26 protein-coding genes and 1 riboswitch are annotated in these 26,436 nt (G+C 73.5%); of the genes, 7 read left to right on the top strand and 19 right to left on the bottom strand.

Going from position 1 to position 26,436, the window contains the following annotated elements; genetic code table 11:
* Window positions 1-98 precede the first annotated feature (98 nt).
* Window positions 99-1,229 carry a tRNA 2-thiouridine(34) synthase MnmA gene (gene mnmA / locus NRO40_RS21180; protein WP_058942659.1) on the bottom strand — a complete coding sequence of 377 codons (1,131 nt, stop codon included), beginning with the start codon at window positions 1,227-1,229 and terminating at the stop codon, window positions 99-101.
* Between the two features lie 61 nt (window positions 1,230-1,290).
* Here mnmA and NRO40_RS21175 point away from each other — a divergent pair, with 61 nt between their 5' ends.
* Window positions 1,291-1,968 carry an N-acetylmuramoyl-L-alanine amidase gene (locus NRO40_RS21175; RefSeq protein WP_058942658.1) on the top strand — a complete coding sequence of 226 codons (678 nt, stop codon included), beginning with the start codon at window positions 1,291-1,293 and terminating at the stop codon, window positions 1,966-1,968.
* Window positions 1,969-2,193: 225 nt separating this feature from the next.
* Here NRO40_RS21175 and NRO40_RS21170 read toward each other — a convergent pair whose 3' ends face one another.
* The 3 genes from NRO40_RS21170 to NRO40_RS21160 form a co-directional block, all read right to left on the bottom strand.
* Window positions 2,194-3,357: a cysteine desulfurase family protein gene (locus tag NRO40_RS21170; protein ID WP_058942657.1), complete on the bottom strand. Its 1,164-nt coding sequence runs from the start codon at window positions 3,355-3,357 to the stop codon at window positions 2,194-2,196.
* Between the two features lie 123 nt (window positions 3,358-3,480).
* On the bottom strand, window positions 3,481-3,786 hold the full coding sequence (locus NRO40_RS21165; protein ID WP_232791100.1) for a DUF4190 domain-containing protein: 306 nt from the start codon (window positions 3,784-3,786) through the stop codon (window positions 3,481-3,483).
* A 23-nt stretch (window positions 3,787-3,809) separates the two neighbouring features.
* Window positions 3,810-3,968, bottom strand: coding sequence for a hypothetical protein (locus NRO40_RS21160; protein WP_198549356.1), 159 nt, complete (start codon window positions 3,966-3,968; stop codon window positions 3,810-3,812).
* Window positions 3,969-4,068: 100 nt separating this feature from the next.
* Here NRO40_RS21160 and NRO40_RS21155 point away from each other — a divergent pair, with 100 nt between their 5' ends.
* Window positions 4,069-4,707: a TetR family transcriptional regulator gene (locus NRO40_RS21155; protein WP_058942656.1), complete on the top strand. Its 639-nt coding sequence runs from the start codon at window positions 4,069-4,071 to the stop codon at window positions 4,705-4,707.
* A 233-nt stretch (window positions 4,708-4,940) separates the two neighbouring features.
* On the opposite strand, the gene NRO40_RS21150 is transcribed toward NRO40_RS21155, so the two are convergent.
* From NRO40_RS21150 to NRO40_RS21105, 10 genes are all read right to left on the bottom strand, one after another.
* On the bottom strand, window positions 4,941-5,759 hold the full coding sequence (locus NRO40_RS21150) for a thioesterase family protein (protein WP_058942655.1): 819 nt from the start codon (window positions 5,757-5,759) through the stop codon (window positions 4,941-4,943).
* A 26-nt stretch (window positions 5,760-5,785) separates the two neighbouring features.
* Complete coding sequence (locus tag NRO40_RS21145) at window positions 5,786-6,463, bottom strand: trimeric intracellular cation channel family protein (protein ID WP_058942654.1); 678 nt, start codon at window positions 6,461-6,463, stop codon at window positions 5,786-5,788.
* A 279-nt stretch (window positions 6,464-6,742) separates the two neighbouring features.
* Entirely contained in the window at window positions 6,743-7,858 is a 1,116-nt protein-coding gene (locus NRO40_RS21140) for an ABC transporter ATP-binding protein (protein ID WP_058942653.1), read from the bottom strand.
* Window positions 7,855-8,856 carry an ABC transporter ATP-binding protein gene (locus tag NRO40_RS21135; protein WP_058942652.1) on the bottom strand — a complete coding sequence of 334 codons (1,002 nt, stop codon included), beginning with the start codon at window positions 8,854-8,856 and terminating at the stop codon, window positions 7,855-7,857. Before NRO40_RS21135 ends, NRO40_RS21140 begins: the two co-directional genes overlap by 4 nt.
* A gap of 6 nt (window positions 8,857-8,862) precedes the next feature.
* On the bottom strand, window positions 8,863-9,816 hold the full coding sequence (locus NRO40_RS21130) for an ABC transporter permease (RefSeq protein ID WP_058942651.1): 954 nt from the start codon (window positions 9,814-9,816) through the stop codon (window positions 8,863-8,865).
* A gap of 1 nt (window position 9,817) precedes the next feature.
* The gene (locus NRO40_RS21125) at window positions 9,818-10,822 is read right to left on the bottom strand and encodes an ABC transporter permease (RefSeq protein WP_058942650.1); all 1,005 of its coding nucleotides are present in this window, start codon (window positions 10,820-10,822) and stop codon (window positions 9,818-9,820) included.
* 89 nt (window positions 10,823-10,911) lie between these two features.
* Window positions 10,912-12,582, bottom strand: coding sequence for an ABC transporter substrate-binding protein (locus NRO40_RS21120; protein WP_058942649.1), 1,671 nt, complete (start codon window positions 12,580-12,582; stop codon window positions 10,912-10,914).
* A gap of 205 nt (window positions 12,583-12,787) precedes the next feature.
* Window positions 12,788-13,606, bottom strand: coding sequence for an enhanced serine sensitivity protein SseB C-terminal domain-containing protein (locus NRO40_RS21115; RefSeq protein ID WP_079047124.1), 819 nt, complete (start codon window positions 13,604-13,606; stop codon window positions 12,788-12,790).
* Window positions 13,607-13,661: 55 nt separating this feature from the next.
* Window positions 13,662-14,441, bottom strand: coding sequence for an enhanced serine sensitivity protein SseB (locus NRO40_RS21110; RefSeq protein WP_058942648.1), 780 nt, complete (start codon window positions 14,439-14,441; stop codon window positions 13,662-13,664).
* A gap of 420 nt (window positions 14,442-14,861) precedes the next feature.
* Window positions 14,862-15,515 (bottom strand): AAA family ATPase, encoded by a 654-nt coding sequence (locus NRO40_RS21105; RefSeq protein ID WP_058942647.1) that lies wholly within the window; start codon window positions 15,513-15,515, stop codon window positions 14,862-14,864.
* A gap of 149 nt (window positions 15,516-15,664) precedes the next feature.
* A riboswitch (glycine riboswitch) is annotated at window positions 15,665-15,761 on the top strand.
* Window positions 15,762-15,925: 164 nt separating this feature from the next.
* Between NRO40_RS21105 and gcvT the strand changes: the two genes are divergently transcribed.
* The 4 genes from gcvT (at window position 15,926) to NRO40_RS21085 (ending at window position 20,349) form a co-directional block, all read left to right on the top strand.
* A complete protein-coding gene (gene gcvT / locus NRO40_RS21100) occupies window positions 15,926-17,041 on the top strand; it encodes a glycine cleavage system aminomethyltransferase GcvT (protein ID WP_058942646.1) in 1,116 nt (371 codons plus the stop codon).
* 73 nt (window positions 17,042-17,114) lie between these two features.
* The gene (gene gcvH, locus NRO40_RS21095) at window positions 17,115-17,489 is read left to right on the top strand and encodes a glycine cleavage system protein GcvH (RefSeq protein ID WP_058942645.1); all 375 of its coding nucleotides are present in this window, start codon (window positions 17,115-17,117) and stop codon (window positions 17,487-17,489) included.
* Between the two features lie 34 nt (window positions 17,490-17,523).
* Window positions 17,524-18,783: a serine hydroxymethyltransferase gene (gene glyA / locus NRO40_RS21090; RefSeq protein WP_058942644.1), complete on the top strand. Its 1,260-nt coding sequence runs from the start codon at window positions 17,524-17,526 to the stop codon at window positions 18,781-18,783.
* A gap of 195 nt (window positions 18,784-18,978) precedes the next feature.
* The gene (locus tag NRO40_RS21085; RefSeq protein WP_058942643.1) at window positions 18,979-20,349 is read left to right on the top strand and encodes an L-serine ammonia-lyase; all 1,371 of its coding nucleotides are present in this window, start codon (window positions 18,979-18,981) and stop codon (window positions 20,347-20,349) included.
* 106 nt (window positions 20,350-20,455) lie between these two features.
* On the opposite strand, the gene NRO40_RS21080 is transcribed toward NRO40_RS21085, so the two are convergent.
* Window positions 20,456-20,671, bottom strand: a complete 216-nt coding sequence (locus tag NRO40_RS21080; protein ID WP_058942642.1) for an EF-hand domain-containing protein — start codon at window positions 20,669-20,671, stop codon at window positions 20,456-20,458.
* Window positions 20,672-20,787: 116 nt separating this feature from the next.
* Between NRO40_RS21080 and NRO40_RS21075 the strand changes: the two genes are divergently transcribed.
* Window positions 20,788-21,426 carry a GNAT family protein gene (locus tag NRO40_RS21075; RefSeq protein WP_058942641.1) on the top strand — a complete coding sequence of 213 codons (639 nt, stop codon included), beginning with the start codon at window positions 20,788-20,790 and terminating at the stop codon, window positions 21,424-21,426.
* Between the two features lie 276 nt (window positions 21,427-21,702).
* On the opposite strand, the gene NRO40_RS21070 is transcribed toward NRO40_RS21075, so the two are convergent.
* From NRO40_RS21070 to NRO40_RS21055, 4 genes are all read right to left on the bottom strand, one after another.
* On the bottom strand, window positions 21,703-22,914 hold the full coding sequence (locus NRO40_RS21070) for a YVTN family beta-propeller repeat protein (RefSeq protein WP_107115112.1): 1,212 nt from the start codon (window positions 22,912-22,914) through the stop codon (window positions 21,703-21,705).
* Between the two features lie 527 nt (window positions 22,915-23,441).
* Window positions 23,442-23,945, bottom strand: a complete 504-nt coding sequence (locus tag NRO40_RS21065) for an ATP-binding protein (RefSeq protein WP_058942676.1) — start codon at window positions 23,943-23,945, stop codon at window positions 23,442-23,444.
* Between the two features lie 306 nt (window positions 23,946-24,251).
* A complete protein-coding gene (locus NRO40_RS21060; protein WP_058942640.1) occupies window positions 24,252-25,019 on the bottom strand; it encodes an enoyl-CoA hydratase/isomerase family protein in 768 nt (255 codons plus the stop codon).
* A gap of 87 nt (window positions 25,020-25,106) precedes the next feature.
* Window positions 25,107-26,366: a L,D-transpeptidase gene (locus tag NRO40_RS21055; RefSeq protein ID WP_079047122.1), complete on the bottom strand. Its 1,260-nt coding sequence runs from the start codon at window positions 26,364-26,366 to the stop codon at window positions 25,107-25,109.
* Between the last annotated feature and the right edge of the window lie 70 nt (window positions 26,367-26,436).

Here is a 26,436-nt window from a genome sequence, read left to right as displayed (position 1 = left end):
GGCGTCAGGCGACGGCTGGTCCCTGCGTCAGGCGATGGCTCGGCCCGGTATCAGGCGGTACCTGAGCCCGGCTGGTCAGGCGGTGGCCGGGCCCGGCGTCAGGCGGTGGCGGGGGCGGTCGTGCGGCGGGTCGTCGTGGCGATGGTGGCCGAACCGACCACGCGGGTGCCGTCGTAGAGGACGATCGCCTGGCCCGGGGCGACGCCGCGGACCGGCTCGGTGAAGGTGACGCGCAGCTCGTCGCCCTCCACCGACGCCGTCACCTCCGTCTCGCCGCCGTGGGCGCGCAGCTGCGCGGTGTACGTGCCGGGGCCCTCGGGGGCGCGGCCGCACCAGCGGGGCCGGATCGCCGTGAGGGCCGTGACGTCCAGGGCCTCGGCGGGGCCGACGGTGACGGTGTTGTCCACGGGCGAGATGTCCAGGACGTAGCGGGGCTTGCCGTCCGGCGCCGGGTGCCCGATGCGCAAACCCTTGCGCTGGCCGATGGTGAAGCCGTACGCGCCGTCGTGGCTGCCGACCCTCGTGCCGGACTCGTCGACGATGTCGCCCTCCGCCTTGCCCAGGCGGGACGCCAGGAAGCCCTGCGTGTCGCCGTCGGCGATGAAGCAGATGTCGTGGCTGTCGGGCTTCTTCGCGACGGCGAGGCCCCGCCGCTGAGCCTCGGCGCGGATCTCGTCCTTGGTGGTGACCGTGTCGCCCAGCGGGAACAGGGCGTGGGCCAGCTGGCGCTCGTCGAGGACGCCGAGGACGTACGACTGGTCCTTCGCCATGTCGGAGGCCCGGTGCAGCTCGCGCGTGCCGTCAGCGAGGGTGACCACCTTGGCGTAGTGGCCGGTGCAGACGGCGTCGAAGCCGAGCGCCAGGGCCTTGTCCAGGAGGGCGGCGAACTTGATCTTCTCGTTGCAGCGGAGGCACGGGTTGGGGGTGCGGCCCGCCTCGTACTCGGCGACGAAGTCCTCCACCACGTCCTCGCGGAACCGCTCCGCCAGGTCCCAGACGTAGAAGGGGATGCCGATCACGTCGGCGGCGCGGCGGGCGTCGCGGGAGTCCTCGATGGTGCAGCAGCCCCGGGCACCGGTGCGGAAGGACTGCGGATTCGCGGAGAGCGCGAGGTGCACCCCCGTCACGTCGTGCCCCGCCTCGGCGGCGCGGGCGGCGGCGACGGCGGAGTCCACACCGCCGGACATGGCGGCGAGGACACGGAGGGGGCGCGGGGAGGTGTCAGTCATAGCCCCACCAGGGTACGGGGCGCCGGGAACCGTCGTCGCGTGAGTAAGCGTTCACGGTCACATGGGCAGTGGAGAGAGTGCACGGGTGGGGCGGCGCGCCCTGCTGATCGGCGGCGGGGCCGCCGCGGTGGGCGCGGCGGCGCTGGGGTGGGACGAGCTGCGGCGCGCCTGGTGGCGGCTGCCCGGTACGGAGCGCAAGCGGGTGGAGGGCGCGCTGGACCACGCCGGCGCGCAGTGGACGGCGGCGGCGCGGGCGAACTGGCGGCGGGCGGACCGCCCGGACGACTTCGGCATCGACCGGGTGGTGGTCCACGTCGTGCAGGGCAGCTTCGCGACGGCGCTGCGGGTCTTCAAGAACCCGGGGCACGGCGCGGCGGCGCACTACGTGGTGGGCAAGGACGGGCGGGTCGCGCAGATGATCCGCGAACTGGACGTGGCCTTCCACGCGGGCAACCGCGACATGAACGAGCGGAGCATCGGCATCGAGCACGAGGGGTTCGTCGACCGCCCGCAGGACTTCACGGAGGCGATGTACGCCTCGTCGGCCCGGCTGACGGCCGGGATATGCGCCCGGTACGGCATACCCGTCGACCGGGAGCACATCATCGGCCACGTCGAGGTGGAGGGCACGGACCACACCGACCCCGGGCCGCACTGGGACTGGGACCGGTACCTGCGGCTGGTGCGGCGCGCCGCGACGGCGCCCGCCACGGCGCCGCCCCCCTCACCCCGGGCCTGAGCCGGACCCCGGGGGCCGCCCTCCGGACCCGGAGGCCGCCGTCCGGAACCGGGGGCGCCCGCTGGGCCGGGGCGCGTCCGACGAACCCGGGGCCGCCCGCCGGGCAGGGGGTGCCCGTCGAGCCCGAGGCCGCCCACCGGACCGGGGGCCGCCCACCGGACCCCGGGGCCGCCTCCGGCGCCGAGGCCGCCCACCGGACCCGGCCCGAGCGGCAGGGCAGGCCCGCTAGCTGAGGCCGGCGGTGCGGGCGCGGGCGACGGCCGGGCCGATGGCCCGGGCGAGGGCGTCGACGTCGGCGCGGGTCGAGGTGTGGCCGAGGGTGAAGCGGAGCGTGCCGCGGGCCAGGTCGGCGTCGGTACCGGTGGCCAGGACGACGTGGCTGGGCTGGGCCACGCCGGCGGTGCAGGCGGAGCCGGTGGAGCACTCGATGCCCTGGGCGTCGAGGAGCAGGAGCAGGGAGTCGCCCTCGCAGCCGGGGAAGCTGAAGTGGGCGTTGGCGGGGAGCCGGTCGACGGGGTCGCCGCCGAGGACGGCGTCCGGGACGGCCGCGCGGACGGCGTCGACCAGCGCGTCGCGCAGGGCCCCGACCTCGCGGGCGAACGTCTCGTGACGCTCGGTGGCGAGCCGGGCGGCGACGGCGAAGGCGGCGACGGCGGGCACGTCGAGCGTGCCGGAGCGCACGTGGCGCTCCTGGCCGCCGCCGTGCAGGACGGGCACGGGGCTGTGCTCGCGGCCGAGCAGGAGCGCGCCGATGCCGTACGGGCCGCCGATCTTGTGGCCGGAGACGGTCATGGCGGCGAGCCCGGAGTCGGCGAAGGCGACGGGGAGCTGACCGACGGCCTGGACGGCGTCGGAGTGCAGCGGAACGTCGAACTCGCGGGCGACGGCCGCGAGTTCGCGGACGGGCTGGACCGTGCCGATCTCGTTGTTCGCCCACATGACCGTGGCCAGCGCGACGTCGTGCGGGTCGCGCGCGAGGGCCTCGCGCAGGGCGTCGGGGTGGACGCGGCCGTGGGCGTCGACGGGCAGGTACTCCACGGTGGCGCCCTCGTGCTCGCCGAGCCAGTGGACGGCGTCCAGTACGGCGTGGTGCTCCACGGGGCTGGTGAGGACGCGGACGCGGCGCGGGTCGGCCGCCCTGCGGGACCAGTACAGGCCCTTCACGGCGAGGTTGTCGGCCTCGGTGCCGCCGGAGGTGAGGACGACCTCGCTGGGCCGGGCCCCGAGCGCCTCGGCGAGCGTCTCGCGGGCCTCCTCGACGGTGCGGCGGGCCCGGCGCCCGGCGGCGTGCAGGGACGAGGCGTTGCCCGTGGCGGTCAGCTGGGCGGTCATCGCCTCGATCGCCTCCGGGAGCATCGGAGTGGTCGCGGCGTGGTCGAGGTAGGCCATGGTGACCCGATTCTACGAGCCCGCCGCGCGCCGCCGTCGGCGGCGTATCCGGCCATTCCCCGGGCCGCCCTCCCGGGCCGCCGCCGGGCCGTCGCCCGGGCCCCTCCGCCCGTCACCGGCCGGTCAGCCGAGGCTCCAGGAGACCGTGCCGTTGAGCGAGGTGAGGACGGCGAGGATCACCAGGTCGGCGGCGCCGAGGGCGAGGCCGAGGAAGGCGCGGCCCCGCCGGGCGGTGCCGCGGCGCAGGGACAGCAGGGCGAGGCCGATGGCGAGCGGCCCGAGCAGGATGTTGAGCACGAGCAGGCCGACGAGGCCCAGCACGAAGGCGGCGACGGCCATGCCGTCGGCGTCGCGGCGCGGGATGGGGTTCGGGGCCCCGGACCGGGCCTGGTCACCGGGGGGCCGGGTCTGGTGGCGAGTGGGGGTCACGGCGCGTTCCACGGCGACCCCCTTCAGTTCCGGTGCCGTCGGGCGCCGCGCTCGCGGGCCGCGAAGACGAGCAGCCACGCGGCGATGGCGGCGGCCGCCACGGCGGTGACGGGCGGGGGGACGAAGGCCGCGGTACCCATGAGCGTGCCGAGTACCAGCAGGGCTGCGACGAGGAAGAGCATCGGGTTGCCTCTCGTTGAGCGGACAACTGTGCACTGACTTTCCAGTCTAGTGACCGTGTACCCCTGGAGGCGGGGGAGGAACGGTTGTTTACTGCATGGCATGAGTCACAGCACCGGCGCCCCGGCGGCGGGCGTCCGGCAGGCGCGCAAACAGCGGACCCGCCGGGCCCTCATGGACGCGGCGCTCGCCCTGTTGGAGGACCAGAGCCTCGGGAGCCTGGGCCTGCGGGAGGTGGCGCGGACGGCGGGCATCGCGCCGACCGCCTTCTACCGGCACTTCGACGGCGTGGCGGACCTCGGCGTGGCACTCGTGGACGAGGCCCTGGGCAGCCTCCACGGCACGATCCGCACGACGCTCACGGCCACGGGGGACAGCGAGGAGCGGATCGCCGGGACGGTGGAGCTGATCGGCCGGCTGGTGGCGGACTCCCCCGCCCACGTGCTGTTCCTGGCGCGGGAGCGGCACGGCGGCGTGCGGCGGGTGCGCGAGGCGATCGGCGGCGAGCTGGACCGCTTCGCGGTCGAGGTGGCCGACACGCTGGCCGCCCTGCCGGAGGGACGCGGCTGGGAGCGCGCGGACCTGCTGATGCTGGCGCGGCTGTACGTCGACCTGATGGTGACGACCGCGTCGGCGCTCCTGGCGGCCGGACCGGATCCCACCGCCCGCGAGCGGGTGGCGGACGAGGCCCGGCGGCGGCTGCGGCTGGTGACGCTCGGCAGCCGCCACTGGCTGGACTGACGGCCCGTCCACGCCGCGCCCCCACCCCCGGGAGCCCGCACCTCGGCCGGGACCCACCCCCGGGAGCCCGCACCTCAGCCGGGACCCACCCCCGGAAGGCCCCGCACAGGCGGGCGCACGCGTCAGCGGCACCCCGGTACGGGCACGGGCGCGGCCCCCCGGCGTCAGCGGCGTACGGGTACGGCAACGGCCCGGGCGTCAGCGGCACCCCGGTACAAGCGCGGGCCCCGGGGTCAGCGGGGCGCGCGGGCGAGCTGGCGGGACTGCGCCACGAGCCGGTCGGCGCTGTCCCAGACCTCCGCGTCCTCCTCCAGGAAGCCGCCGGCGAGGTTGCGCGTGGTGATGGAGACGCGCAGCGGCCCGGGGGCGGGGCGGCAGCGGACGTGGGCGGTGAGCTCGACGGTCGGCGTCCAGCCGCTGAGGCCGAGGTCGAAGGCGGTGGGCGGCAGCGCGTCGACGGTCAGCAGCAGGGAGAGCGGGTCGGGGTCGCGGCCGTCGGCGAGGCCGAACCAGCCGCGCACCTCGCCCTTGCCGGAAGGGGCGCCGAGCGCCCAGCCGAGGGTGGCCGGGTCGAGCTTGATGTCGAGCAGCCGGGTGATCTCGGCGGAGCCCGGCAGCGGCTCGGGGGCGTCGGACGGACCGAGGCAGTGCTCGTACGGGGGGATGGCCGGCGGCTTGGCGCTGGTGCGCACGTCGTCGCTGAGGGCGTCGAGGTCGCCGTAGGTGGCGAGGACGCGGATGTGCTCGCGCTCGGTGCCGTCCTCGGCGCGCTGGTAGAGCGACGCCTGGCCGGTCGAGAGGGTGCGGCCGGTCCGGACGACCTCGGTGCGGATGACGGCGGGGCCGGGCAGCGAGGGCGCCAGGTAGTGGGCCGAGACCGAGAAGGGGTGCGGGTGCGGGAGCGCGTCGCCGAGGGCGCGGCCCAGCAGGGCGAGCAGGTATCCGCCGTTGACGACGCCGAAGATCGTCCAGTCGGCGGAGAGGTCCGTGTCGTAGACGCCCGGGGAGCGGAGGGCGACCGCGGTGTCGCGGTCGAACTGACTGCTGTCCATGCGCAGCACCGTACAACAGGAAACTACTAAGCGGTAGCTTTCTCGGGGGCCTCCTCCGAGGCGGTGGAGCGCCGGTTCCAGGCGCGCGGCGCCCGCCAGCGGTAGCGCAGCGCGAGCAGGCGCAGGACGAAGGCGGCGAGCGCGGCGACGGCGCTGGTGAACGGGTTGAGCATCTGGAAGTGGAGGAAGAGCACCACCATGGTCGAGCCGACGATCGCGGGCACCGCGTAGAGGTCGCGGTCCCAGCGCAGCAGCGACGGCGCCTCGTTGGCGAGCACGTCGCGCAGCACGCCGCCCCCGACGGCGGTCGCCAGCCCGAGGACCGCGGACTGGGTGAGCCCGAGCCCGTACTCGTACGCCTTGGTCGTCCCGGCCACGCAGAACAGCCCCAGTCCGGCGGCGTCGAAGGTGTTGACGGCCGCCTGGGTGCGCTCGACGACGGGGTGCAGGAAGAACACCAGCACCGTGGCGACCAGGGGCATCAGGAAGTACCCGAGGTCGGTGAAGGCCGCGGGCGGTACGGCGCCGATGATCAGGTCCCGCAGCAGCCCGCCGCCCAGCGCGGTGACCTCGGCGAGCACGGCCATCCCGAAGACGTCGAAGTTCTTCCGGACGGCGAGGAGCGCGCCGGAGATCGCGAAGACGAAGATCCCCGCGAGGTCGAGCGCGTGGAGCACGGAGGGGGTGAACAGAGACTGGAGCACCGCACTGTTGTACCGCGTGCCAGGCGGGTCGCGGCGCGCCGTCTCACCCGCCGGCCCGTCCCGGCCCGGCCCGCGGCCCGGTCCTCACGGCCTCCGACCCCGTCCGCCCGCCGCGCGGGCCGCCGCACCCGGCACCGTCCGCCCGCCACGCCGGCCGCCGCCACACCCGACACGCCCGTCCACCGGCACGGGCCGCCCAGGCCCGCGGTGCGGGTCGCCGCCCAGGCCCGCGCGGTGCGGGCCGGGCGGCGGCCATCCGGTACGGCGGGCGGCCCGCCGTCACACCGTCTTCTCCGCCGCGGTCTCCCCCGCGGTCCCCTCCGAGCCCACCGCCTCCGGCGCCTCCGCCGGGGCGGGTACGGTCCCCACGACGGCCTCCAGGCCGGTCGGCCGGGTCGGCTCCAGCTCCCCCGACGCGATCTCGGCCGTGAAGTGGCAGGCCACCTTGTGGCCGTCACCCGCGTCCGTCAGCACGGGCCGCTCCTCGGCGCACCGGGGCCGGGCCCAGGGGCAGCGGGTGTGGAAGCGGCAGCCGCTCGGCGGGTTGGCCGGGGAGGGCAGGTCGCCGCGGAGCAGGATGCGCTCGCGGCGGTCCTCGACCTCCGGGTCCGGTACCGGCACCGCCGACATCAGCGCCCGGGTGTACGGGTGCCTGGGCTCGGCGTACAGGGCGTCGCTCGGGGCCTCCTCGACGAGGGAGCCGAGGTACATCACACCGATGACGTCCGAGATGTGCCGGACGACGGCCAGGTCGTGGGCGATGACGAGGTACGTCAGGCCCAGCTGCTGCTGCAGCTCCTCCAGCAGGTTGATGACCTGGGCCTGGATCGACACGTCCAGGGCCGAGACCGGCTCGTCGCAGATGATGACGTCCGGCTCCAGCACGAGCGCCCGCGCGATGCCGATGCGCTGGCGCTGGCCGCCCGAGAACTCGTGCGGGTAGCGGGAGAGCGCGTTGGTGGGCAGGCCCACCCGGGCGAGGATCGCCTTGATCTTCTCCCGGCGCTCGTCCTGGTTCGCCCCGATGCCGTGCGCGATCATGCCCTCGGACAGGATCGACTCGATGTTCTGACGGGGGTTGAGGCTGCCCAGCGGGTCCTGGAAGACCATCTGGAGCCGGCGCCGGAACCGGCGCATCTCCTCCTCGGGCAGCTTCGCCAGGTCGGTGCCGTCGAAGAGGACCTCGCCGTCCGTGATGTCGACCAGCCGCAGGACCGCCCGGCCCAGGGTGGTCTTGCCGCAGCCGGACTCGCCGACCAGGCCGTACGTCTGACCGGCCTCGACGGTCAGCGAGACGCCGTCCACGGCGTACACGTGGCCGACGGTGCGGTTGAAGAGGACGCCCTTCCTGACGGGGAAGTGGACCTTCACTCCGTCCAGTGCGAGCAGGCTCACGCCGGTACCTCCTCGGCCGGTGCGTCGGGCATGACGGGGTTCACGCAGCGCACCTGGTGGCCCTCGGCGCGCGGCTCGGTGAGCTGGGGCGTGCCGGTGAGGCACTCCATCGTGTAGAAGTCGCACCGCGGCGCGAACGCGCAGCCGTCCGCCCAGGCGATCTTGTCGTTGATGGAGCCGCGGATGGGGCGGAGCGGCTCGCCGCGCGGGGCGTCCAGGCGGGGGATGGACCCCAGCAGGCCGTGCGCGTACGGGTGGGTGGGGTGGGCGAACAGCTCGCGGCGGCCCGCCGACTCCACGGCCTTGCCCGCGTAGAGGACGTTGACCTCGTCGCACAGGCCCGCGACGACCCCGAGGTCGTGCGTGATCATCAGCAGGGCCGTGCCCTCCTCCTCGACGAGCTCCTTGAGCAGCTCCAGGATCTGCGCCTGGATCGTCACGTCGAGGGCGGTCGTCGGCTCGTCGGCGATGAGCAGCCGGGGCGCGCACGCCACCGCCATGGCGATCAGGGCGCGCTGGCGCATGCCGCCGGAGAGCTGGTGCGGGTACTCGTCGAGCCGCCGCGCCGGGTCGGGGATGCCGACCCGGTCGAGCAGGTGGGCGGCCTCCTTGCGGGCGGCCTCCCCCTTCATGCCGCGGTGACGCTTGAGGATCTCGGTGACCTGCACGCCGATCGGGACGACCGGGTTCAGGGAGGAGAGCGGGTCCTGGAAGATCATGGCGAGCTTGCTGCCGCGCATGTCCCGGATCCGCTTGTCCCCCATGGTGAGCAGGTCCTCGCCGTCGAAGACGGCGCGGCCGCCGACGGTGACGCCCTTGCGCGGGAGGAGTCCCATGAGGGCGAGGGAGGTCACGGACTTGCCGCAGCCGGACTCGCCGACCAGGCCCACGACCTGGCCCTGGTCCACGGTGAAGGAGACCCCGTCGACGGCGGTGGAGGGCTTGCGGCCGCGTCCGCCGAAGGTGACGGTGAGTTCGTCGACAGTGAGCAGTGGCATGGCAGTTCAGCCTCGCAGCTTCGGGTCGAGGGCTTCGCGCATGGCCTCGCCGAGCAGGGTGAAGCCGAGGGCGGTGATGATGATCCCGACGGCCGGGTAGACCGCCATCATCGGCGCGTTGTCGAAGAACCGCTGCGCCTGGGAGAGCATCACGCCCCACTCGGGGACGGCCGGGTCCGGGTTGCCGAGCCCCAGGTAGGACAGGGCGGCGGCCTCGATGATCGCGGTGGCGAGGCTGAGGGTCGCCTGGACGATCACGGGGCTGAGCGAGTTGGGCAGGATCTGCGTGAGGACGATCCGCCGGCGGCGCACGCCGAGGGCCTTGGCCGCCAGCACGTAGTCCGAGCCGCCCTGGGCGAGCATCGAACCGCGCAGCAGACGCGCGAAGATCGGGATCTGCACGACGCCGACGGCGATCATCACGGTGGTCAGGGACTGCCCCATGACGGCCGCGACGGAGACGGCGAGGAGCAGCGACGGCAGGGACAGCAGGATGTCGATGAACCGCATGACGACGGTGTCGATCCGCCGGCCGGCCTTGCCGCCGAGGGTGGCGGCGGCGCCGGAGAGCATGCCGATCGTCGCGCCGACCACGAGGCCGATGAGCATCGACACGACGCCGACGAGCAGTGTCTGCCGGGCGCCGACGAGCATCCGGGAGAACATGTCGCGGCCGAGGTGGTCGAGGCCGAACCAGTTCTCGCCGCGGGCGCCGACGAACTTGCCCTGGTTGGGGAAGACCTCGCCGCGCCAGCTCTGCGCGGTCGGGGCGTGCGGGGCGACCCACGGGCCGATGACGGCGACGACGACGAACAGCGCGATGACCACGGCGCCGATGACCGCCATCTTGCTCGTCTTGAGGCGGCGGAACGCCTCGCGCCACAGGCTGGCGCCGCTCGTGCTCTCGTTGGCCTGGGTCAGCTCGGCGAGCCTGGCGATCTTGTCGGTCTTGGTGGACACGTCAGTTCACCCGCACTCTCGGGTCAATGAGGCTGTAGGCCAGGTCGACGAGGAGGTTGATGACGACGTAGATCATGGCGATGAACATGATGAAGCCCACCAGCACCGGGTAGTCGCGGGCGTCGATGGCGATCTTGATGAAGGAGCCGATCCCGCCGAAGTCGAAGACGGACTCGGTGAGGACCGCGCCCGACAGCAGGGAGCCGGTGAGCAGGCCGATGGCGGTGACGACCGGGAGGAGGGCGTTGCGCAGGACGTGGCGGAGGCGGACGACCCGCTTCTCCAGGCCCTTGGCCTCGGCGGTGCGGACGTAGTCCTCGCCGAGGACCTCCAGGACGCTGGCGCGCGTCATGCGGACGATCACGGCGAGGGGGATGGAGGCGAGCGTCACGGCGGGCAGGACGAGGTGCCACAGGGCGTCGCCGGCCGCGTCGAGCTCCCCGGTGAGCAGTCCGTCGAGGACGGCGAAGCCGGTGACCTCGGTCGCGTCGAGGCCGGTGGTCAGGCGCCCGTACGTCGGGAAGACGTGCAGGTTGACCGCGAAGATGCCCTTGAGGATCAGCCCGAGGAAGAAGACCGGCACGCAGATGCCGATGAGCGAGCCGGAGACCGAGGCGACGTCGAGCCAGCCGCCGCGGCGGCGGGCGGCGAGGTAGCCGAGCGGGATGCCGACGACCACGGCGATCAGCATGGCGGCGACGCTCAGCTCGACCGTGGCCGGGAAGCGCAGCGCGAACTCGTCCCAGACGGGCTGGCCGGTCTTGGTCGAGGTGCCGAGGTCGAGTTCGGCGATGCGCTTGAGGAAGCGGCCGTACTGCACCCACACCGGCTGGTCGAGGCCGAGCGCACGGTTGATGCGCGCCACTTCGGTGGGTGTCGCCCGTTCGCCCAGGATCGCCGAGGCGGGTCCGCCGGGCAGCCGGTTCAGCCAGAGGAAGAGGAGAACCGACAGGCCGAGCAGGGTGGGTATCAGCTGTAGCAGTCTTCGTACGACGAGTCGCAGCACCCCGCGTGCCCCTTTCTTGCGTGTGCGTCAGATGCGGGTCCGCCCGGCCACGCAGTGCTGTGGCCGGGCGGACCCGCTGGTGGATGGGGTTACTTGAAGGAGACCTCGGCGAAGTTCTCCTGCGTCAGCGGGGAGACCTTCGGCGGGTTGACGTCCTTGGCGAACGCGATGGCCGGCGGGGAGGACGAGACCGGGAGGCCCGGCAGGTACTCCATGATGATGTCGTTGGCCTTCTTGTACGCCTCGACGCGCTTGGCCGGGTCGGTCTCCTTGGAGGCCGCGGTGACCGCGTCGAAGACCTTCGGGTCCTTGAAGCCCCACTGCTTGTCGTACTCGGCGAACCAGGTGCCGATGAAGTTGTAGCCGTCGTTGAAGTCACCGGTCCAGCCGAGCATGTGCAGGGCGCAGGCTCCGGCCTCGGTGGCGTCCAGGTAGTCCGGCGCCCACTTCAGCGGCTTCGGGGTGACGGTGACGCCCGCCTTCTCCAGGTCGGCCTTCATCAGCTCGAAGATGTCCTGCGGGGCCGGCATGTAGGGCCGGGTGACCTCGGTCGGGTAGCAGAACTCGATCTTCAGCTTCGACTCGCCGGCGGCGGCCAGCAGCTGCTTGGCCTTGGCGGTGTCGAACGGGTACGTCTTCACCTTGTCCGAGAAGCCGGCGACCGTGTCGGGCATGAACTGCGTCGCGGTCTTGCCGCCCTCGGGCAGCTGCGTCTTCACGATGTTGTCGCGGTCGATGGCGTGCGCGAGCGCCTGCCGGACCTGCGGCTTCTTCAGCGCCGGGTGCTTCTCCTGCGACATGCCCACGTAGAAGATGTTGAAGACGTCACGCGTGGGGACCTGGAAGCCGCCCTTCTCCAGCGTCTTCACGTCGGCCGGGGAGACCAGGTCGTAGCCCTGGATGTCACCCGCCTGGAGCGCCTGGCGGCGGCCCTCCTCGGTGGAGATGGTGCGGAAGACGAGGTTCTTCACCTTCGCCTTGTCGCCCCAGTACTCGTCGAAGCGCTGGAGGGTGACCTCCTTGTTGCCCTTGTTCCACTTCGTGATCCGGTACGGGCCGGTGCCGGCGACCGTGCCGGCCTCCTGGCTGTACTTCGGGTACGAGATGGCGTCGTCCTTGCCGGTCGCCGCCTGCGTGGCGTACGCCTTCAGGGCCTTCGGCGAGTGGATCGCCAGCGCCTGGAGGGAGAAGCCGCCCGGCAGGTTGGCGGAGGGCGCGTGGACCTCGATGACCGCGGTGTTGGGGTCCTTCGCGGTGCAGGACTTGTAGTTCGCCTTGGGGGCGTCCTTGTCCTCGTTCTTCGCGAAGCCGCCCATGATGGACTGCCAGTAGTACGAGACCGCGCTGGACTGGTAGGTGCCCTTCCAGTTGAACCAGTGGTCGTAGTTGGCGCAGACGGCGGCGGCGTTGAACGCCTCGCCGTCGTGGAACTTCACGTTCTCGCGGAGGTTGAAGGTCCACACCGTGCCGGCGTCGTTGCTGGACCACGACTCGGCGAGGCCGCCGACGAGCTTGCTGCCGCCGGGCTCGTGCTCCAGCAGCGCCTCGAAGGCCTGGCGGGTGACCCGGAAGGTCTCGCCGTCGCTGGCGAGGGCGGGGTCCAGTGAGCTCGGGTCACCGGCACCGGCGAACACGAACGTGTCCTTGTCGCCGCCCTTGTCGCCGTCCTTGCCGCGCTCGCTGGCACAGCCCGTAGCGATCATTCCGACGGCGAGCGCCGCGGTGACCGCCCGGACCGTACGGGACTTGGATATTCGCATGGGCCACCCCTGGTCTGGCCTAGTGAATGAGGTCTTGACGGCCGAACACTACCGACGGGTGGCACGGCGGAGAACAGTCCGGATAGCGGTGATACCCAGTCGAGACCCGGACACTCGCCAAACCGGGCAGTTCCCGGACAAGACCCCTGGTGGACGTAACACCGCCGACACACGGGGGAGTTCGGGGCGGTCGCCGAGCGGCGCCTCAGCGCTGCTGCGGGTAGCCGTATCCGGCCGCGCCGGGGACGGGCGGGGCGAGGTGCGCCTCGCGGTCGTAGAAGGGGCGGGTGTGGGCGCGCAGCCACATGGCGACCGGGTCGTACGCGTCCGACATCGCGACCGTCGACACCGGCAGCCCGTCCGGGACGGCGGCGACGGACTGGCGCATCATCTCGCGCACCGCGTCGACCGAGGCCCGGCCCGTGTCGTAGAGGTCGAGGCCGATCGCGAGGTAGGGCGTGCCGAGCGACGGCTGGACCCAGGCGCGGCGCAGGGAGCGGACGGCCGGGGTGCGGTGGGCGTTCTGCGTGAGCAGGGCGTAGAACTGCGGCAGCTCGATGGCTGGCTCGCTGAGCCGGAGGGGCCCGGCGGGCATGCGGTCCAGGCCGGTGGCGATACGGCGCAGGTCGGCCCAGGGGATGCCGACGCCGCCGCCCGGGGCGTGCGGGTTGAGCCAGATTCCCCAGCGGTCGGGGTAAAGGGCGCGGGCGACGTCGCGGACGGCGACGACCTCGTGGGCCCGGTTCCAGCCGGAGGCGGCGAGCTCCTGGGCGGAGGTGACGCACGGGGCGTAGCCGAGGCCGTCGACCTCCATGTTCCCGTACTGGGCGTCGGGGCCGCCGGCCTCGCCGTGCCACAGCAGCATCCGGACGGCGGCGTCGGCGAGGGCGTGGAGCAGCGCCTCGTACGCGTCGTAGCGGCCGGGCGCGACCTGCCCCAGCAGGTGCTCGACCTGTCCCCCCGCAGCCGACTCCGCCCGACCGGGGGAGCCCCCACCGGCCGCCGCCGTGCCTGACGTGCTCACCTGGATCCCGCCCCTCGTCCGCAAGCCTTCCGGTCCAGCTTACGGGGGCCTGGGGTCAGGAACCGTGCGCGCGGCGATAGAAGGGGGCGACCTTTTCCCGCATCCAGTCGCCGACCGGGTCCTCGGCGACGTCGAGGAGGACGAGGTTGACCGGCCAGGGCACGGGGACGCGGCCGAGGGCCCGGCCGAGGGCGTCCAGCGGGGCGGTGCGGTCGGCCGTCTCCGGGGCGGTGAGCTCGACGCCGACGAAGAGGGCGGGCGGCTCCCCCTCGACGCTGGCCAGGGCGCGGCGGGCGGTGCGGACGAGGCCGGTCGCCTCGAACTCCGCGCCGGCGGCGCCGAGGAAGTCGACGGGGTCGTCCTGCCAGTCCGGCTCGAAGAGCCGCACGCGGCCGCCGCTCGCGGGCCCGTCGAGCGGGGTGCGGCCCGCGCGGCACAGTTCGGCGACGGCGGGCGGCGGGAGCGGTACCCCTATGGTGCCGCCGGGGTTCAGGGCGATCCCGAGCTGCGGGGGCAGGCCCCGGGCGAACTCGACGGCGGGGGCCACCGCGTACGCCATGTGGGCACCGGCGCAGGCGCGCAGCTGCGTCTCGGAGCTGAACACGGGGACGTACGGGAGGCCGTCGAGCTCCAGGGTGGGCAGGTCCAGGCCGGGGGCGCCGGGGCCGGCGGAGTCGGGGGCGCCGCCGCGGGGCAGCGGCACCCAGACGGGGCTGCGGCCGAGGACCTCGACGATGCGGGCGCCGGCCGTGCTCCGGCCGAGGGAGGCGGAGAGGACCTCCTCCAGCTCGTTGGCGGGCCATGCGGTGTCGACGGCTGCGGCTGTCGTGTCCACGGGCGTTCGTGCGTCCTTCCGGTCCGTCCGGTGCGTGCCGCAGCACCCTAGCGCGGGGCGTACGGGGCACCGGCGCCCCGGGCCCGGGCGGGCGGCCCGGTGCCGGGGCGGCCCGGTGCCGGGGCGGCCCGGTGCCGGGGCGGCCCGGTGCCGGGGCGGCCCGGTGGCGGGGCGTCCACGGGACGGGTCGGCCGGGGGACGCGGCCCGGCGGGAGGCGGGCCGGCGGGAGGCGAGGTGACGGGCGAGCCGACGGGCGGCGAGGTGGCGGGACGGGCGGTGGCGGGACGCGAGCCGACGGGCGGCGAGATGGCGGGAGCCGGGTCGACCGGAACGACGGAAGCGGGCGGGCGGCAGCTCGACGGGACGCGGGCCGGCGGGGGCGAGGCGGCCGGACGCGGGCCCGCGCGGGGCGAGGCGGGTCAGCGGAAGTGGATGCGGGTGAGGGCCGAGGCGGCGTCGCGGTCGAGGAGGACGGCGGAGGCGCAGCCCGCCGGCAGGTGCCCCCGCTCGGCGTCGCGCACCAGGCGCCCGACGGCCCTGCGGTGCCGGGCGAAGGCGTACGAGGACACGCCCCTGCCCCGCTCCCGCTGGCCGGCGCGGGCGGTGGGGGCGTCGACGTCGAGGAGCAGCAGGTGCAGGGAACGGCCCCGGCGACGGGCGTCGCGGGCGAGCCAGCGGCGCACCCAGGACTGGGTGCCGCAGTCGTGGACGACGACGCCCCCGCCGTCGCGCAGCCGCCGCAGCAGCCCGGCGTAGTGGGCGACGCGGACGAGCGGCCGGTACAGGGCGTACGGGAGGAGGCGCGGCATGCGCCGCTCCCAGCGCTCGCGGACGTCCTGCGAGTCGACGGCGCGGTCGGCGGCCGCGGAACGGATGAGTGTGGACTTGCCGCTGCCGGGAAGACCGGAGACTACGACCACGTCCCCCTCCCCGAAGAGCAGCTCGCGCGGGACCCGCCCGCCGCGCTCGCGCAGGTCGCGCAGGACCGGGGCGGCGGTCGTACGGGCGGGCAGCGCCGGCGGCGCCGGTACCCCCGCGGTCGTGGCGTAAGCGCCGGACCGCTGCAACGTCATGGCCCCTCCCGGGCTCGGCTCCCCCACAGCCTGCCCAAGAAGTGTAAAGAAACGGCAATGGGACACAAGTGATTTGCCGCCGGTCGAGGGTTTGCCGATCCGGACCCTCGTGCGATGATGTGCGCGCCGACAACCGCATACCGGCCGATCGAATCCGCGCGGGAGAGTTCCGGGCCCCCGTGGCCCGGGCGCCGAAGGAGCAAGTTCCTCCCTTGAATCTCTCAGGCCCCGCACCGCACGGATGAGGCAGATCTGAAAAGCGAGCCGTCCCCCGCACGCCGGGGCCGCGCGGCTCCACCCAAGGTGCAAGCCGCGCCCCGCACGGGGTCACGGCGAACCTCTCAGGTTCCGATGACAGATGGGGAGGACGTGTCCTCGCCACCCATGCCCCGGACCTGGGAGCCCTTTCCATGAGCACTTCCCCCCGCCGCACGGCCCTCGATGCGCTGCATCGTTCGCTGGGCGCGACCATGACCGACTTCGCCGGCTGGGACATGCCGCTGCGGTACGCCAGCGAGCGCGACGAGCACACCGCCGTACGCACCCGCGCGGGCCTGTTCGACCTCTCCCACATGGGCGAGATCACCGTGACCGGCGCCCAGGCGGCCGCCCTGCTGGACCACGCGCTGGTCGGCAACATCGGCGGCGTCGGCGTGGGCCGCGCCCGCTACACCATGATCTGCCGCGAGGACGGCGGCATCCTCGACGACCTGATCGTGTACCGGCTCGCCGAGCAGGAGTACATGGTCGTCGCCAACGCCTCCAACGCCCAGGTGGTGCTGGACGCCCTGACGGAGCGCGCGGCCGGCTTCGACGCCGAGGTGCGCGACGACCGCGACGCGTACGCGCTGATCGCCGTGCAGGGCCCCGAGTCCCCCGGCATCCTGAAGTCCCTCACCGACGCCGACCTCGACGGGCTGAAGTACTACGCGGGCCTGCCCGGCACCGTCGCGGGCGTCCCCGCGCTGATCGCCCGTACGGGTTACACCGGTGAGGACGGCTTCGAGCTGTTCACCGCGCCGGAGCACGCCGAGCGGCTGTGGCGGGCGCTGACGGAGGCCGGCGCCCCCGTCGGCCTGATCCCCTGCGGGCTGTCCTGCCGCGACACGCTGCGCCTGGAGGCGGGCATGCCGCTGTACGGGCACGAGCTGACGACCGCGCTGACGCCGTTCGACGCGGGCCTGGGCCGGGTCGTGAAGTTCGAGAAGGAGGGCGACTTCGTCGGCCGCGAGGCGCTCGAAGCCGCCGCCGAGCGCGCCGCGACCGCCCCGCCGCGCCGGCTCGTCGGCCTGGTCGCCCAGGGTCGCCGGGTGCCGCGCGCCGGGATGTCCGTGGTCGCCGACGGCACCGTGGTGGGCGAGGTCACCTCGGGCGCCCCCTCCCCCACCCTCGGCAAGCCGATCGCCATGGCGTACGTGGACGCCGCGTACGCCGAGGCGGGTACGAGCGGGGTCGGCGTCGACATCCGCGGTACCCATGAGCCGTACGACGTGGTGGCGCTGCCGTTCTACAAGCGTCAGAAGTGACGCCCGGCACACCCGTCACCCGCACGACTCCCCCGTTCACCACCACTCCCGCGCGTACAGGAGAATTCAGCTCATGAGCAACCCCCAGCAGCTGCGCTACAGCAAGGAGCACGAGTGGCTGTCGCCCGCCGAGGACGGCGTCGCGACGGTCGGCATCACGGAGCACGCGGCGAACGCCCTGGGCGACGTCGTGTACGTCCAGCTCCCCGAGGTCGGCGCCACGATCACCGCCGGCGAGACCTGTGGTGAGCTGGAGTCCACCAAGTCCGTCAGCGACCTGTACTCGCCCGTGACCGGTGAGGTCGTCGAGGCGAACCAGGCGGTCGTGGACGACCCGTCGCTGGTGAACACCGCTCCGTTCGAGGGCGGCTGGCTGTTCAAGGTGCGCGTCACGGACGAGCCGCAGGACCTGCTCTCCGCCGACGAGTACACCGAGTTCGCCGGCTGACCAGCCCGACACCCACACCCTTAGGGACCGCGTGATGTCGCTTCTGAACACCCCTCTCCACGAGCTGGACCCGGACGTCGCCGCCGCCGTCGACGCCGAGCTCCGCCGCCAGCAGGACACCCTGGAGATGATCGCCTCGGAGAACTTCGCTCCGGTGGCCGTCATGGAGGCCCAGGGCTCCGTCCTCACCAACAAGTACGCCGAGGGCTACCCGGGCCGCCGCTACTACGGCGGCTGCGAGCACGTCGACGTGGTCGAGCAGATCGCGATCGACCGCATCAAGGCGCTCTTCGGCGCGGAGCACGCCAACGTGCAGCCGCACTCCGGCGCGCAGGCCAACGCCGCCGCGATGTTCGCCCTGCTCAAGCCGGGCGACACGATCATGGGTCTGAACCTCGCCCACGGCGGGCACCTGACCCACGGCATGAAGATCAACTTCTCCGGCAAGCTCTACAACGTGGTCGCCTACCACGTGGACGACGCCACCGGTCAGGTCGACATGGCCGAGGTCGAGCGCCTCGCCAAGGAGTCCAAGCCGAAGCTGATCGTCGCCGGCTGGTCCGCCTACCCGCGCCAGCTGGACTTCGCCGCCTTCCGCCGGATCGCGGACGAGGTCGGCGCGTACCTCATGGTCGACATGGCCCACTTCGCGGGCCTGGTCGCGGCCGGGCTGCACCCCAACCCGGTGCCGCACGCCCACGTGGTCACCACCACGACCCACAAGACGCTGGGCGGCCCGCGCGGCGGCGTCATCCTGTCGACCGCCGAGCTCGCCAAGAAGATCAACTCCGCGGTCTTCCCCGGTCAGCAGGGCGGCCCGCTGGAGCACGTGATCGCGGCGAAGGCGGTCTCCTTCAAGGTCGCGGCGAGCGAGGAGTTCAAGGAGCGCCAGCAGCGCACCCTGGACGGCGCCCGCACCCTCGCCGAGCGCCTGGTCCAGCCGGACGTCACCGAGCACGGCGTGTCGGTCCTGACCGGCGGCACCGACGTGCACCTGGTCCTGGTCGACCTGCGCAACAGCGAGCTGGACGGCCAGCAGGCCGAGGACCGCCTCCACGAGGTCGGGATCACCGTCAACCGCAACGCGATCCCGAACGACCCCCGGCCCCCGATGGTCACCTCCGGTCTGCGCATCGGCACCCCGGCCCTGGCCACCCGCGGCTTCCAGGCCGAGGACTTCGCCGAGGTCGCCGACGTCATCGCCGAGGCGCTCAAGCCGTCGTACGACGCCGAGGCGCTGAAGGCCCGGGTCTCCGCGCTCGCCGCGAAGCACCCGCTTTACCCTGGTCTGTAGTCCTTACGGCGTTACGTACGCAACAGACTGATCTGCGGGGCACCGCGCACACTGGACAGTGAGTGCGGTGCCCCGTCCCTTGCCCCCCACCCCGTCCCGCCCCCGCACCCGTCCCGCTCCCCGCGTCCCAGGTCCCACCCCGTTGTCCCGCACCACCCCGGCAGACAGCGACGTCTTCCCACCAAGGAGTCCCCCGTGGCCATCTCGGTCTTCGACCTGTTCTCGATCGGCATCGGCCCGTCCAGCTCCCACACGGTCGGCCCCATGCGCGCCGCCCGCATGTTCGCGCGCCGCCTGAAGAACGAGGGCCTGCTCGCCCACACCGCCTCCGTGCGGTGCGAGCTGTTCGGTTCCCTGGGCGCCACCGGCCACGGCCACGGCACCCCCAAGGCCGTCCTGCTGGGCCTGGAGGGCGACTCGCCCCGCACCGTCGACGTGGAGACGGCCGACGCCGAGGTCGAGCGGATCAAGCGCGAGGGGCGCATCAACCTCCTCGGCGTGCACGAGATCCCCTTCGACTTCGACGAGCACCTGGTCCTGCACCGCCGCAAGGCCCTGCCCTACCACGCCAACGGCATGACCGTGTGGGCGTACGACGCCGAGGGCGCGACGCTGCTGGAGAAGACGTACTACTCGGTCGGCGGCGGCTTCGTCGTGGACGAGGACGCCGTGCAGGGCGAGAACCCGATCGTCCCCGATGACACCGTGCTGACGTACCCCTTCCGCACCGGTGACGAGCTGCTGCGCCTGACCCGCGAGACGGGCCTGTCGATCTCCGCCCTGATGCTGGAGAACGAGAAGGCGTGGCGCACCGAGCGGGAGATCCGCGAGGGGCTGCTGGAGATCTGGCGCGTCATGCAGGCGTGCGTCGAGCGGGGCATGTCCCGCGAGGGCATCCTGCCGGGCGGTCTGAAGGTCCGCCGCCGGGCCGCGACCACCGCCCGCAAGCTGCGCTCCGAGGGCGACCCGCTGGCGCTCTCCATGGAGTGGATCACGCTCTACGCGATGGCGGTCAACGAGGAGAACGCCGCCGGCGGCCGGGTCGTCACCGCCCCGACGAACGGCGCGGCCGGCATCATCCCGGCGGTGCTGCACTACTACATGAACTTCGTGCCCGGTGCCGACGAGGACGGCGTGGTGCGGTTCCTCCTCGCGGCCGGCGCGGTCGGCATGCTGTTCAAGGAGAACGCCTCGATCTCCGGCGCCGAGGTCGGCTGCCAGGGCGAGGTCGGCTCGGCCTGCTCCATGGCGGCGGGCGCCCTCGCCGAGGTCATGGGCGGCTCCCCCGAGCAGGTGGAGAACGCCGCGGAGATCGGCATGGAGCACAACCTCGGCCTGACCTGCGACCCGGTCGGCGGCCTCGTGCAGATCCCGTGCATCGAGCGCAACGGCATGGCGGCGGTGAAGGCGGTCACGGCGGCGCGGATGGCGCTGCGCGGCGACGGCAGCCACAAGGTCTCCCTGGACAAGGTCATCAAGACGATGAAGGAGACCGGCGCGGACATGTCGGTGAAGTACAAGGAGACCGCGCGCGGCGGCCTCGCGGTGAACATCATCGAGTGCTGAGCGTCGGCCGGGCCTCGGGGCCGTGGCGGACGCGGAGCGGCGCCCTCCGGGTCTCCCGGGGGGCGCCGCTCGGTGTGCGGGGGCGGTCAGGGCCGCCGCGGGTCGGTCAGGCCCTGTTCAGGCGCGACCAGAACTCGTCCCAGCTGAGCAGGCCGTCGCCGTTGGCGTCCTGGGCGTTGATGACGGCCTGGGCGACGGGCTCGGTGACGTTGAAGTCGCCGAGCTGAGCCATGACGCTCTTGTACTCGGCGGCCGTGATGAAGCCGTCGCCGTTGACGTCGTACCGGTCGAAAGCCTTGCGCGCAGACTCCATGTCCGCCATCGCTCCACCCCTTAAGGATCTGTGCAACTTCGGCGGCTAGCGTAACGGCAGGGGCTCAAGGTGCACCGCGGGGCCCCGGGGGCCGGTGGGGCGGGGCTCCGGGGGACGATGGCGGTATGAGCGACCATGTGGCCCGTGTGCTGTCCGCGGCGGCGCGCGGGGTGTTCCCGCCGCCCGACGGCTCCACCGTGATCGTCCCGCAGCCGAGCCGGCGGGACGCCGGCGTGTTGGCGTTCACGGCGCACTCGGTGGTGTTCGTGGACGAGGACCCGGCCTGGGTGCGGGCCGAGCTGGCGGCGTCGTCGGCCGATCCGCTGGCCGCGGCGATGAGCCCGGGCTTCCTGACGGCGCTGATGGCCCGGACGGGGCGCCGCATGGACACCGTCGACATGCTGACCGTCGCGGGCCGGCTGGACGGCCCGCCGCCGCTGCCGCTGCGCGAGGTGCGGGACCCGGATCACCCGCGGGTGGTCCGGGCGCGGGCGTACCGCGACGACGTGCGGGTGTGGGCCGCCGACGGCGGGGTGGTGGTCCTGGGGCGGGCGGTGGCGGGGCGCTGGGAGGCCGCGGTCGAGGTCGACGAGGCCGCCCGGGGGCAGGGCCTGGGCGTGCGGCTGGCGCTGGCCGCCCGCCATCTGGTGCCGGACGCGGCCGTGTGGGCGCAGCAGCCGCCGGGCAACGCCCGCAGTGTGCGCACGTTCCAGGCGGCCGGGTACCGCCCGGTATGCGCGGAGGCGCTGCTCGTCCCCCGTTGACCGCCGCGAGCGGGAGCGGTCGGGGACGAGACGGTGCGCGGGCCGGTCTCGGCGGGGCGGGGGCGGGCCGGGGGGCGCTGCTCGTACGCCGCTGACACCAGGCACGCACGGGGCCGGAGGCCGGGCGGAGCCGGGGCGGGGGGCCGACTCCGGGCAGGAACCGGAGGCCGGGCGGAGCCGGGGCGGGGGGCCGCCGGGCAGGAACGGCGGGCCGGACGGGGGCCGGAAGCCGGGCAGCAGCCGAAGGCCGGGCGGAGGCGGGGTTGCGGTGGGGCGTCAGCGGAAGACGCCCGTGTGCCCCAGCGAGTAGCGGCCGGGCTGGGGGTAGACGGCCAGGCCGCGGGGGCCGTCGCCGACGGGGATGCGGGCGAGTTGCCGGCCGGTCCGCGTGTCGATCGCGTAGACCTCGGAGTGGTACCGCCCGGAGAGCCAGAGCACCGTGCCGTCCGCCGAGACGCCGCCCATGTCGGGCGAGCCTCCGTCGGGCAGCCACCATTTCTTCGTCACCCGCTGCCGGGCGAAGTCGAAGACGGAGACGGAGCCCTCGCCGCGGTTCGGCACGTACATCTCCCGGGAGTCGCGGGAGACGTACAGGCCGTGGCAGCCCTTGCCGGTGGGCAGCAGGCGCGGGGTGGTGAAGGCGTCGCCGTCGAGGGCCCACAGGCCGTGCGCCATCATGTCGGCGACGTAGAACGTCCTGCCGTCGGGCGAGAGCTTCACGTCCTGCGGCATGGCCCCGGCGAAGGGCAGCGCCAGCCGCGCGACGACCTCCTTGCGGCGCGTGTCGACCTTCAGCAGCTCGCCGGAGAACTCGCAGGAGACGACGGCGTACCGGCCGTCGGCGGAGAAGTCGGCGTGGTTGACGCCGTGGCAGGGGGCGGGCTCGGTGTGGCGGCGCTCCATGGTGTGCGGGTCGCGGAAGACGAGCTCCCGGTCGAGGGAGGCCATCACGACGGCGTAGCGGCCGTCGGGGGTGAAGTAGAGGTTGTACGGGTCGCGGACCGCGACGTCCCCGCCGCGCCGCCGGCCCGTGGCCGGGTCGAGGGGGGTCAGGGTGTGGCCCTGGTCGTTGGTGACCCAGAGGGTCTTCAGGTCCCAGGACGGCACGACGTGCTGGGGGTGCTTGCCCACCGGGACGGTGTCGACGACGCGGTAGGTCGCGGGGTCGATGACCGAGACGGTGCCGGAGAGCGTGTTGGGGACGTAGACCCGGGAGGGGAAGTCCCGGACGGCCGGGGAGAGCCGGCCGGGGCGGGCGGCGGCGTAGACGTCGCGGGGGTCGAGCGGGGGCGGCATGCCGGGCAGGGGGCCCGTCCCGGTGTCCGGGGCGGTCGTGGTCGCGGTCGCGTGCGGCCGGCCGGGCGGCGCCGCCGCCCCCGGACCGGCGGGCGATCCGGCGGGCGCCCCCGCGCCGCCGCACCCGGCGAGGAGGGCCAGCACGGCGGCCGTGAGGAGGCCGGTGGTTCGCTTGCTGAGGTGCACGGTCACGCGACCATTTAAGGATGGTGCGCCCGGTACCTCCCGGATTGACCTGTCACGCTCCTCTGCGGATCGGTCGGTGACACCGGCGGGGCGAGGAAAGTACTCGTTCTGTTCGATAGTTATTCATGGTTTGCCAGGTGAGTGGCGTGTTTCACCTTGGATTGCTCTCCACTATGCCGGAAGGCTGACGTTTCGCACGGAATGCCGTTTTGGCGGGGAGCTCGTCGTCTGCCATAGTCGAGTCCTACGACCCCCTCGACCCGGGCCAGGTCGTCGACAGCGCCGTCGGACAACACCCCACCTCCGTCCGCGGCGCTCCACGAGGAGCCCCCGCGGCGCCGGACCACGGCGCACAAGGGGGCTCCGGTGCGTTCAGGGGTCGGCGGGCCGAGCGGGCCGCGGTACGAGCGGGTCGCGGCCCGAGGGGCGGCGGGCCGAGCGGGCCGAGCGGTACGAGCGGGTCGCGGCCCGAGGGGCGGCGGGCCGAGCGGTACGAGCGGTACGAGCGGGTCGCGGGGCGAGCGGGCGACGGTTCAGCGGTCGGCGACGCGGATCTCGAACCACGTGTTCTTGCCGCGCGGCAGCAGGTCCACGCCCCAGCGGTCCGAGAGCTTGTCGACGAGGAAGATCCCGCGCCCGCTCTCGTCCAGCTCCTGCACCGGCATCAGACAGGGCAGCCCCCGCGAGGGGTCGCGGACCTCGATCCTGATCCGGCCCCGGCGGCGGTGCATCCGTACCCCGAACGCCCGCGCCCCGGTGTGCCGCACGGCGTTGCCGACGAGTTCGGAGACGAGCAGGACCACGTCCTCGGCGACCTGCGGACCGAGCAACCAGTGGCGGAGCACGACGCAGCGGGCGATCCGGCGGGCCGTCGCGGCGGACTCGGGGAGCGACGGCAGCCGCACCTCCTCGACGGTGGGGTCCCCGTACTCCGCCAGCGCCTTGAGCGCCCGCTCCTCGTCCACGGACGGCACCCACCTCGCGGCGGTCACCCCGCCGCGCTCCCCCGGTCGCTCCACGCCTTCCAGCCCCGCCATGCCCCCCATGATGGCCGCCGGGCGGGGCCCACGGGGCGGTTCCGCGGGAATCGTCCGGCGGGCCCCGCGGCCCCGCCGGAGGCGTCCGACATATGACGGAGGCACCCGAGGGCCGCCGGAACCGCACTGACCAGCGGTGACGCGACGCACCGACGTGTTCACGGGACGGGGTGCCGCGGGGGCTCCCCATCCCGCGTCCCGGGGACTTCAAACCACCCCCAGGAGTGAACGTTCTCCCGGGTGTTCCCAGCCCCACCGACCGGGGACCGGCCCGGGCGGCGGCTGGAGGACCGGCCCCGGCGCCGGCTAGAGGAACTTGGCCTTGCCCGGGCCCTCCTCCACGAAGCTGCGCATGCCCCGCTCCCGGTCCTCCGTGGCGAAGAGGCCCGCGAACCAGTTGCGCTCGACGGCGAGGCCCGTGTCGATGTCCGTCTCCAGGCCGGTGTCGACGGACTCCTTGGCGGCCCGCAGCGCCAGCGCCGGGCCCTGGGCGAGCTTGGCGGCCCAGGCGTGCGCCTGCTCGTACACCTCGGCGGCCGGGACGACCCGGTCGACGAGGCCGATCGCCAGCGCCTCGTCGGCCTTGACGTGGCGTCCGGTGAAAATGAGGTCCTTGGCCTTGGAGGGGCCGACGAGGCGGGCGAGCCGCTGGGTGCCGCCGGCGCCGGGGATGAGGCCGAGCAGGATCTCGGGCTGGCCGAGCTTGGCGTTGTCCGCCGCGATGCGGAAGTCGGCGCAGAGCGCCAGCTCGCAGCCGCCGCCCAGCGCGTAACCGGTGACGGCGGCGACGACGGGCTTGGGGATCCGGGCCACGGCGGTGAAGGAGTCCTGGAGCCCCTTGCCGCGGCGCACCATGGCCGCGTGGTCCATGACCTGCATCTCCTTGATGTCCGCACCGGCCGCGAACACCTTCTCGCCGCCGTACACGACGACGGCGCGGACGTCGTCGCGGCCCGCGGCCTCCTCGGCGAGCTCCTTGAGCCGGTCCTGCGTGGCGATGTCCAGCGCGTTCATCGGGGGGCGGTCCAGGCGGATCGTGCCGACGCCCGCGGAAACTTCGAGAGTCACTGTCATACGGGGCAGGTTAGCCGCCGTTAACGACGGAGGGACCGGTGCGGTTCGTCACAGCACCGGTCCCTCCGAACGGAGCGCGTCCGTCCGCTACTTGGTCCACTCCGCCCAGGACATGTTCCAGCCGTTGAGGCCGTTGTCCGGCTGGATCTGCTTGTCCTTGGAGTTCTTCACGACGACCACGTCGCCGATGAGGGAGTTGTCGTAGAACCAGGCCGCCGGCATGGAGCCGTCGTAGGCGCCGCGCACGTCGCGCAGGCCGACGCAGCCATGGCTGACGTTGGCGGAGCCGAAGGTGCCGGCCGACGCCCAGTAGTTGCCGTGGACGAAGGTGCCCGAGGAGGACAGGCGCATCGCGTGCGGCACGTCCTTGATGTCGTACTCGCCGCCGAAGCCCACGGTGGCGCCGTTCATCCGGGTCACCTTGTACTTCTCGCTGATGACCATCTGGCCGTTGTACGTCGTCGTGGACGGCGCGCCGGCGGTGATCGGAATCGTCTTGATCAGCTTGCCGTCGCGGACGACCTTCATGGTCTTCTCGCTCGCGTCGACCGTGGAGACCTGGCTGCGGCCGACGGTGAAGGTCACCGTCTTGGCCTGCTTGCCGTACACGCCGGGGCGGCCCTCGACACCGTCCAGGTCGAGCCGCACGGTCACCTTGGTGCCGGCGGCCCAGTACTTCTCGGGGCGGAAGTCCAGGCGGTCGTTGCCGAACCAGTGGCCCTCGATCGGCACAGCCGGGACGGCGGTCACCTTGATGGCCTTCTCCACGGCCTCCGGATTGGTGATGCCGCGGGTGAAGTTGATCGACACCGGCATGCCGACGCCGACGGTCGAGCCGTCCTCCGGCGTGTAGTGGCCGAGGAAGGTGTTCTTCGGGACGAGGGTGGTGAAGGTGGTGTCCTTCGCCGACTCCCGGCCGTCGGCGTCCTTGGCGACGGCGTGCACCTTGTACCTGGTGCCCGCCGCGAGGTGCCTGACCGGCTGCCAGCCGGTGGCGTCGGCGGACAGCTTGCCCTCGACGGGCGTGCCCTTGGAGTCGGTCACCTCGACCGTGGTGAGCGTGCCGTTCTCCGCGGCGACCTTCAGCACGCCGCTCGTCTCGACCGCCTCGGCGCCGTCCTTCGGCGTGACGGTCACGACGGCCTGCGAGGGCCCGGTGGCGACCTGTCCCGCGCCGTCCTTGCCCGCGGCCCCGCCCTTGTCGCCGTCCGCCTGGCCGCCGCCTCCACAGGCGGTCACCAGCAGCAGCAACGTTCCGGCAACGACGGCCAGCGGCCCCCTGCCCCGGCCGCGCCGCCCCTGCGGCGCCGCCCCGGCCGACGCCCCCGATATCGGCTGCCCCTTCACGCTGTACCTCTTCCCCTCGCACGGCCCCCGGCACCGCCGTGGCCTGCACCCCCGCGCGCTGTAGCCGCGC

The sequence above is a fragment of the Streptomyces changanensis genome (assembly GCF_024600715.1).
GTDB classification, from domain to species: domain Bacteria; phylum Actinomycetota; class Actinomycetes; order Streptomycetales; family Streptomycetaceae; genus Streptomyces; species Streptomyces changanensis.
This window is presented reverse-complemented; position numbering and strand designations above follow the sequence as displayed.

Excerpts from the sequence above, each read along its gene's own strand:
- mnmA (WP_058942659.1), bottom strand. The coding sequence starts at position 1,229 with ATGACTGACACCTCCCCGCGCCCCCTCCGTGTCCTCGCCGCCATGTCC.
- NRO40_RS21175 (WP_058942658.1), top strand. The coding sequence starts at position 1,291 with ATGGGCAGTGGAGAGAGTGCACGGGTGGGGCGGCGCGCCCTGCTGATC.
- NRO40_RS21170 (WP_058942657.1), bottom strand. The coding sequence starts at position 3,357 with ATGGCCTACCTCGACCACGCCGCGACCACTCCGATGCTCCCGGAGGCG.
- NRO40_RS21160 (WP_198549356.1), bottom strand. The coding sequence starts at position 3,968 with ATGCTCTTCCTCGTCGCAGCCCTGCTGGTACTCGGCACGCTCATGGGT.
- NRO40_RS21155 (WP_058942656.1), top strand. The coding sequence starts at position 4,069 with ATGAGTCACAGCACCGGCGCCCCGGCGGCGGGCGTCCGGCAGGCGCGC.
- NRO40_RS21150 (WP_058942655.1), bottom strand. The coding sequence starts at position 5,759 with ATGGACAGCAGTCAGTTCGACCGCGACACCGCGGTCGCCCTCCGCTCC.
- NRO40_RS21135 (WP_058942652.1), bottom strand. The coding sequence starts at position 8,856 with ATGCCACTGCTCACTGTCGACGAACTCACCGTCACCTTCGGCGGACGC.
- NRO40_RS21120 (WP_058942649.1), bottom strand. The coding sequence starts at position 12,582 with ATGCGAATATCCAAGTCCCGTACGGTCCGGGCGGTCACCGCGGCGCTC.
- NRO40_RS21105 (WP_058942647.1), bottom strand. The coding sequence starts at position 15,515 with ATGACGTTGCAGCGGTCCGGCGCTTACGCCACGACCGCGGGGGTACCG.
- gcvT (WP_058942646.1), top strand. The coding sequence starts at position 15,926 with ATGAGCACTTCCCCCCGCCGCACGGCCCTCGATGCGCTGCATCGTTCG.
- gcvH (WP_058942645.1), top strand. The coding sequence starts at position 17,115 with ATGAGCAACCCCCAGCAGCTGCGCTACAGCAAGGAGCACGAGTGGCTG.
- glyA (WP_058942644.1), top strand. The coding sequence starts at position 17,524 with ATGTCGCTTCTGAACACCCCTCTCCACGAGCTGGACCCGGACGTCGCC.
- NRO40_RS21080 (WP_058942642.1), bottom strand. The coding sequence starts at position 20,671 with ATGGCGGACATGGAGTCTGCGCGCAAGGCTTTCGACCGGTACGACGTC.
- NRO40_RS21075 (WP_058942641.1), top strand. The coding sequence starts at position 20,788 with ATGAGCGACCATGTGGCCCGTGTGCTGTCCGCGGCGGCGCGCGGGGTG.
- NRO40_RS21065 (WP_058942676.1), bottom strand. The coding sequence starts at position 23,945 with ATGGCGGGGCTGGAAGGCGTGGAGCGACCGGGGGAGCGCGGCGGGGTG.
- NRO40_RS21060 (WP_058942640.1), bottom strand. The coding sequence starts at position 25,019 with ATGACAGTGACTCTCGAAGTTTCCGCGGGCGTCGGCACGATCCGCCTG.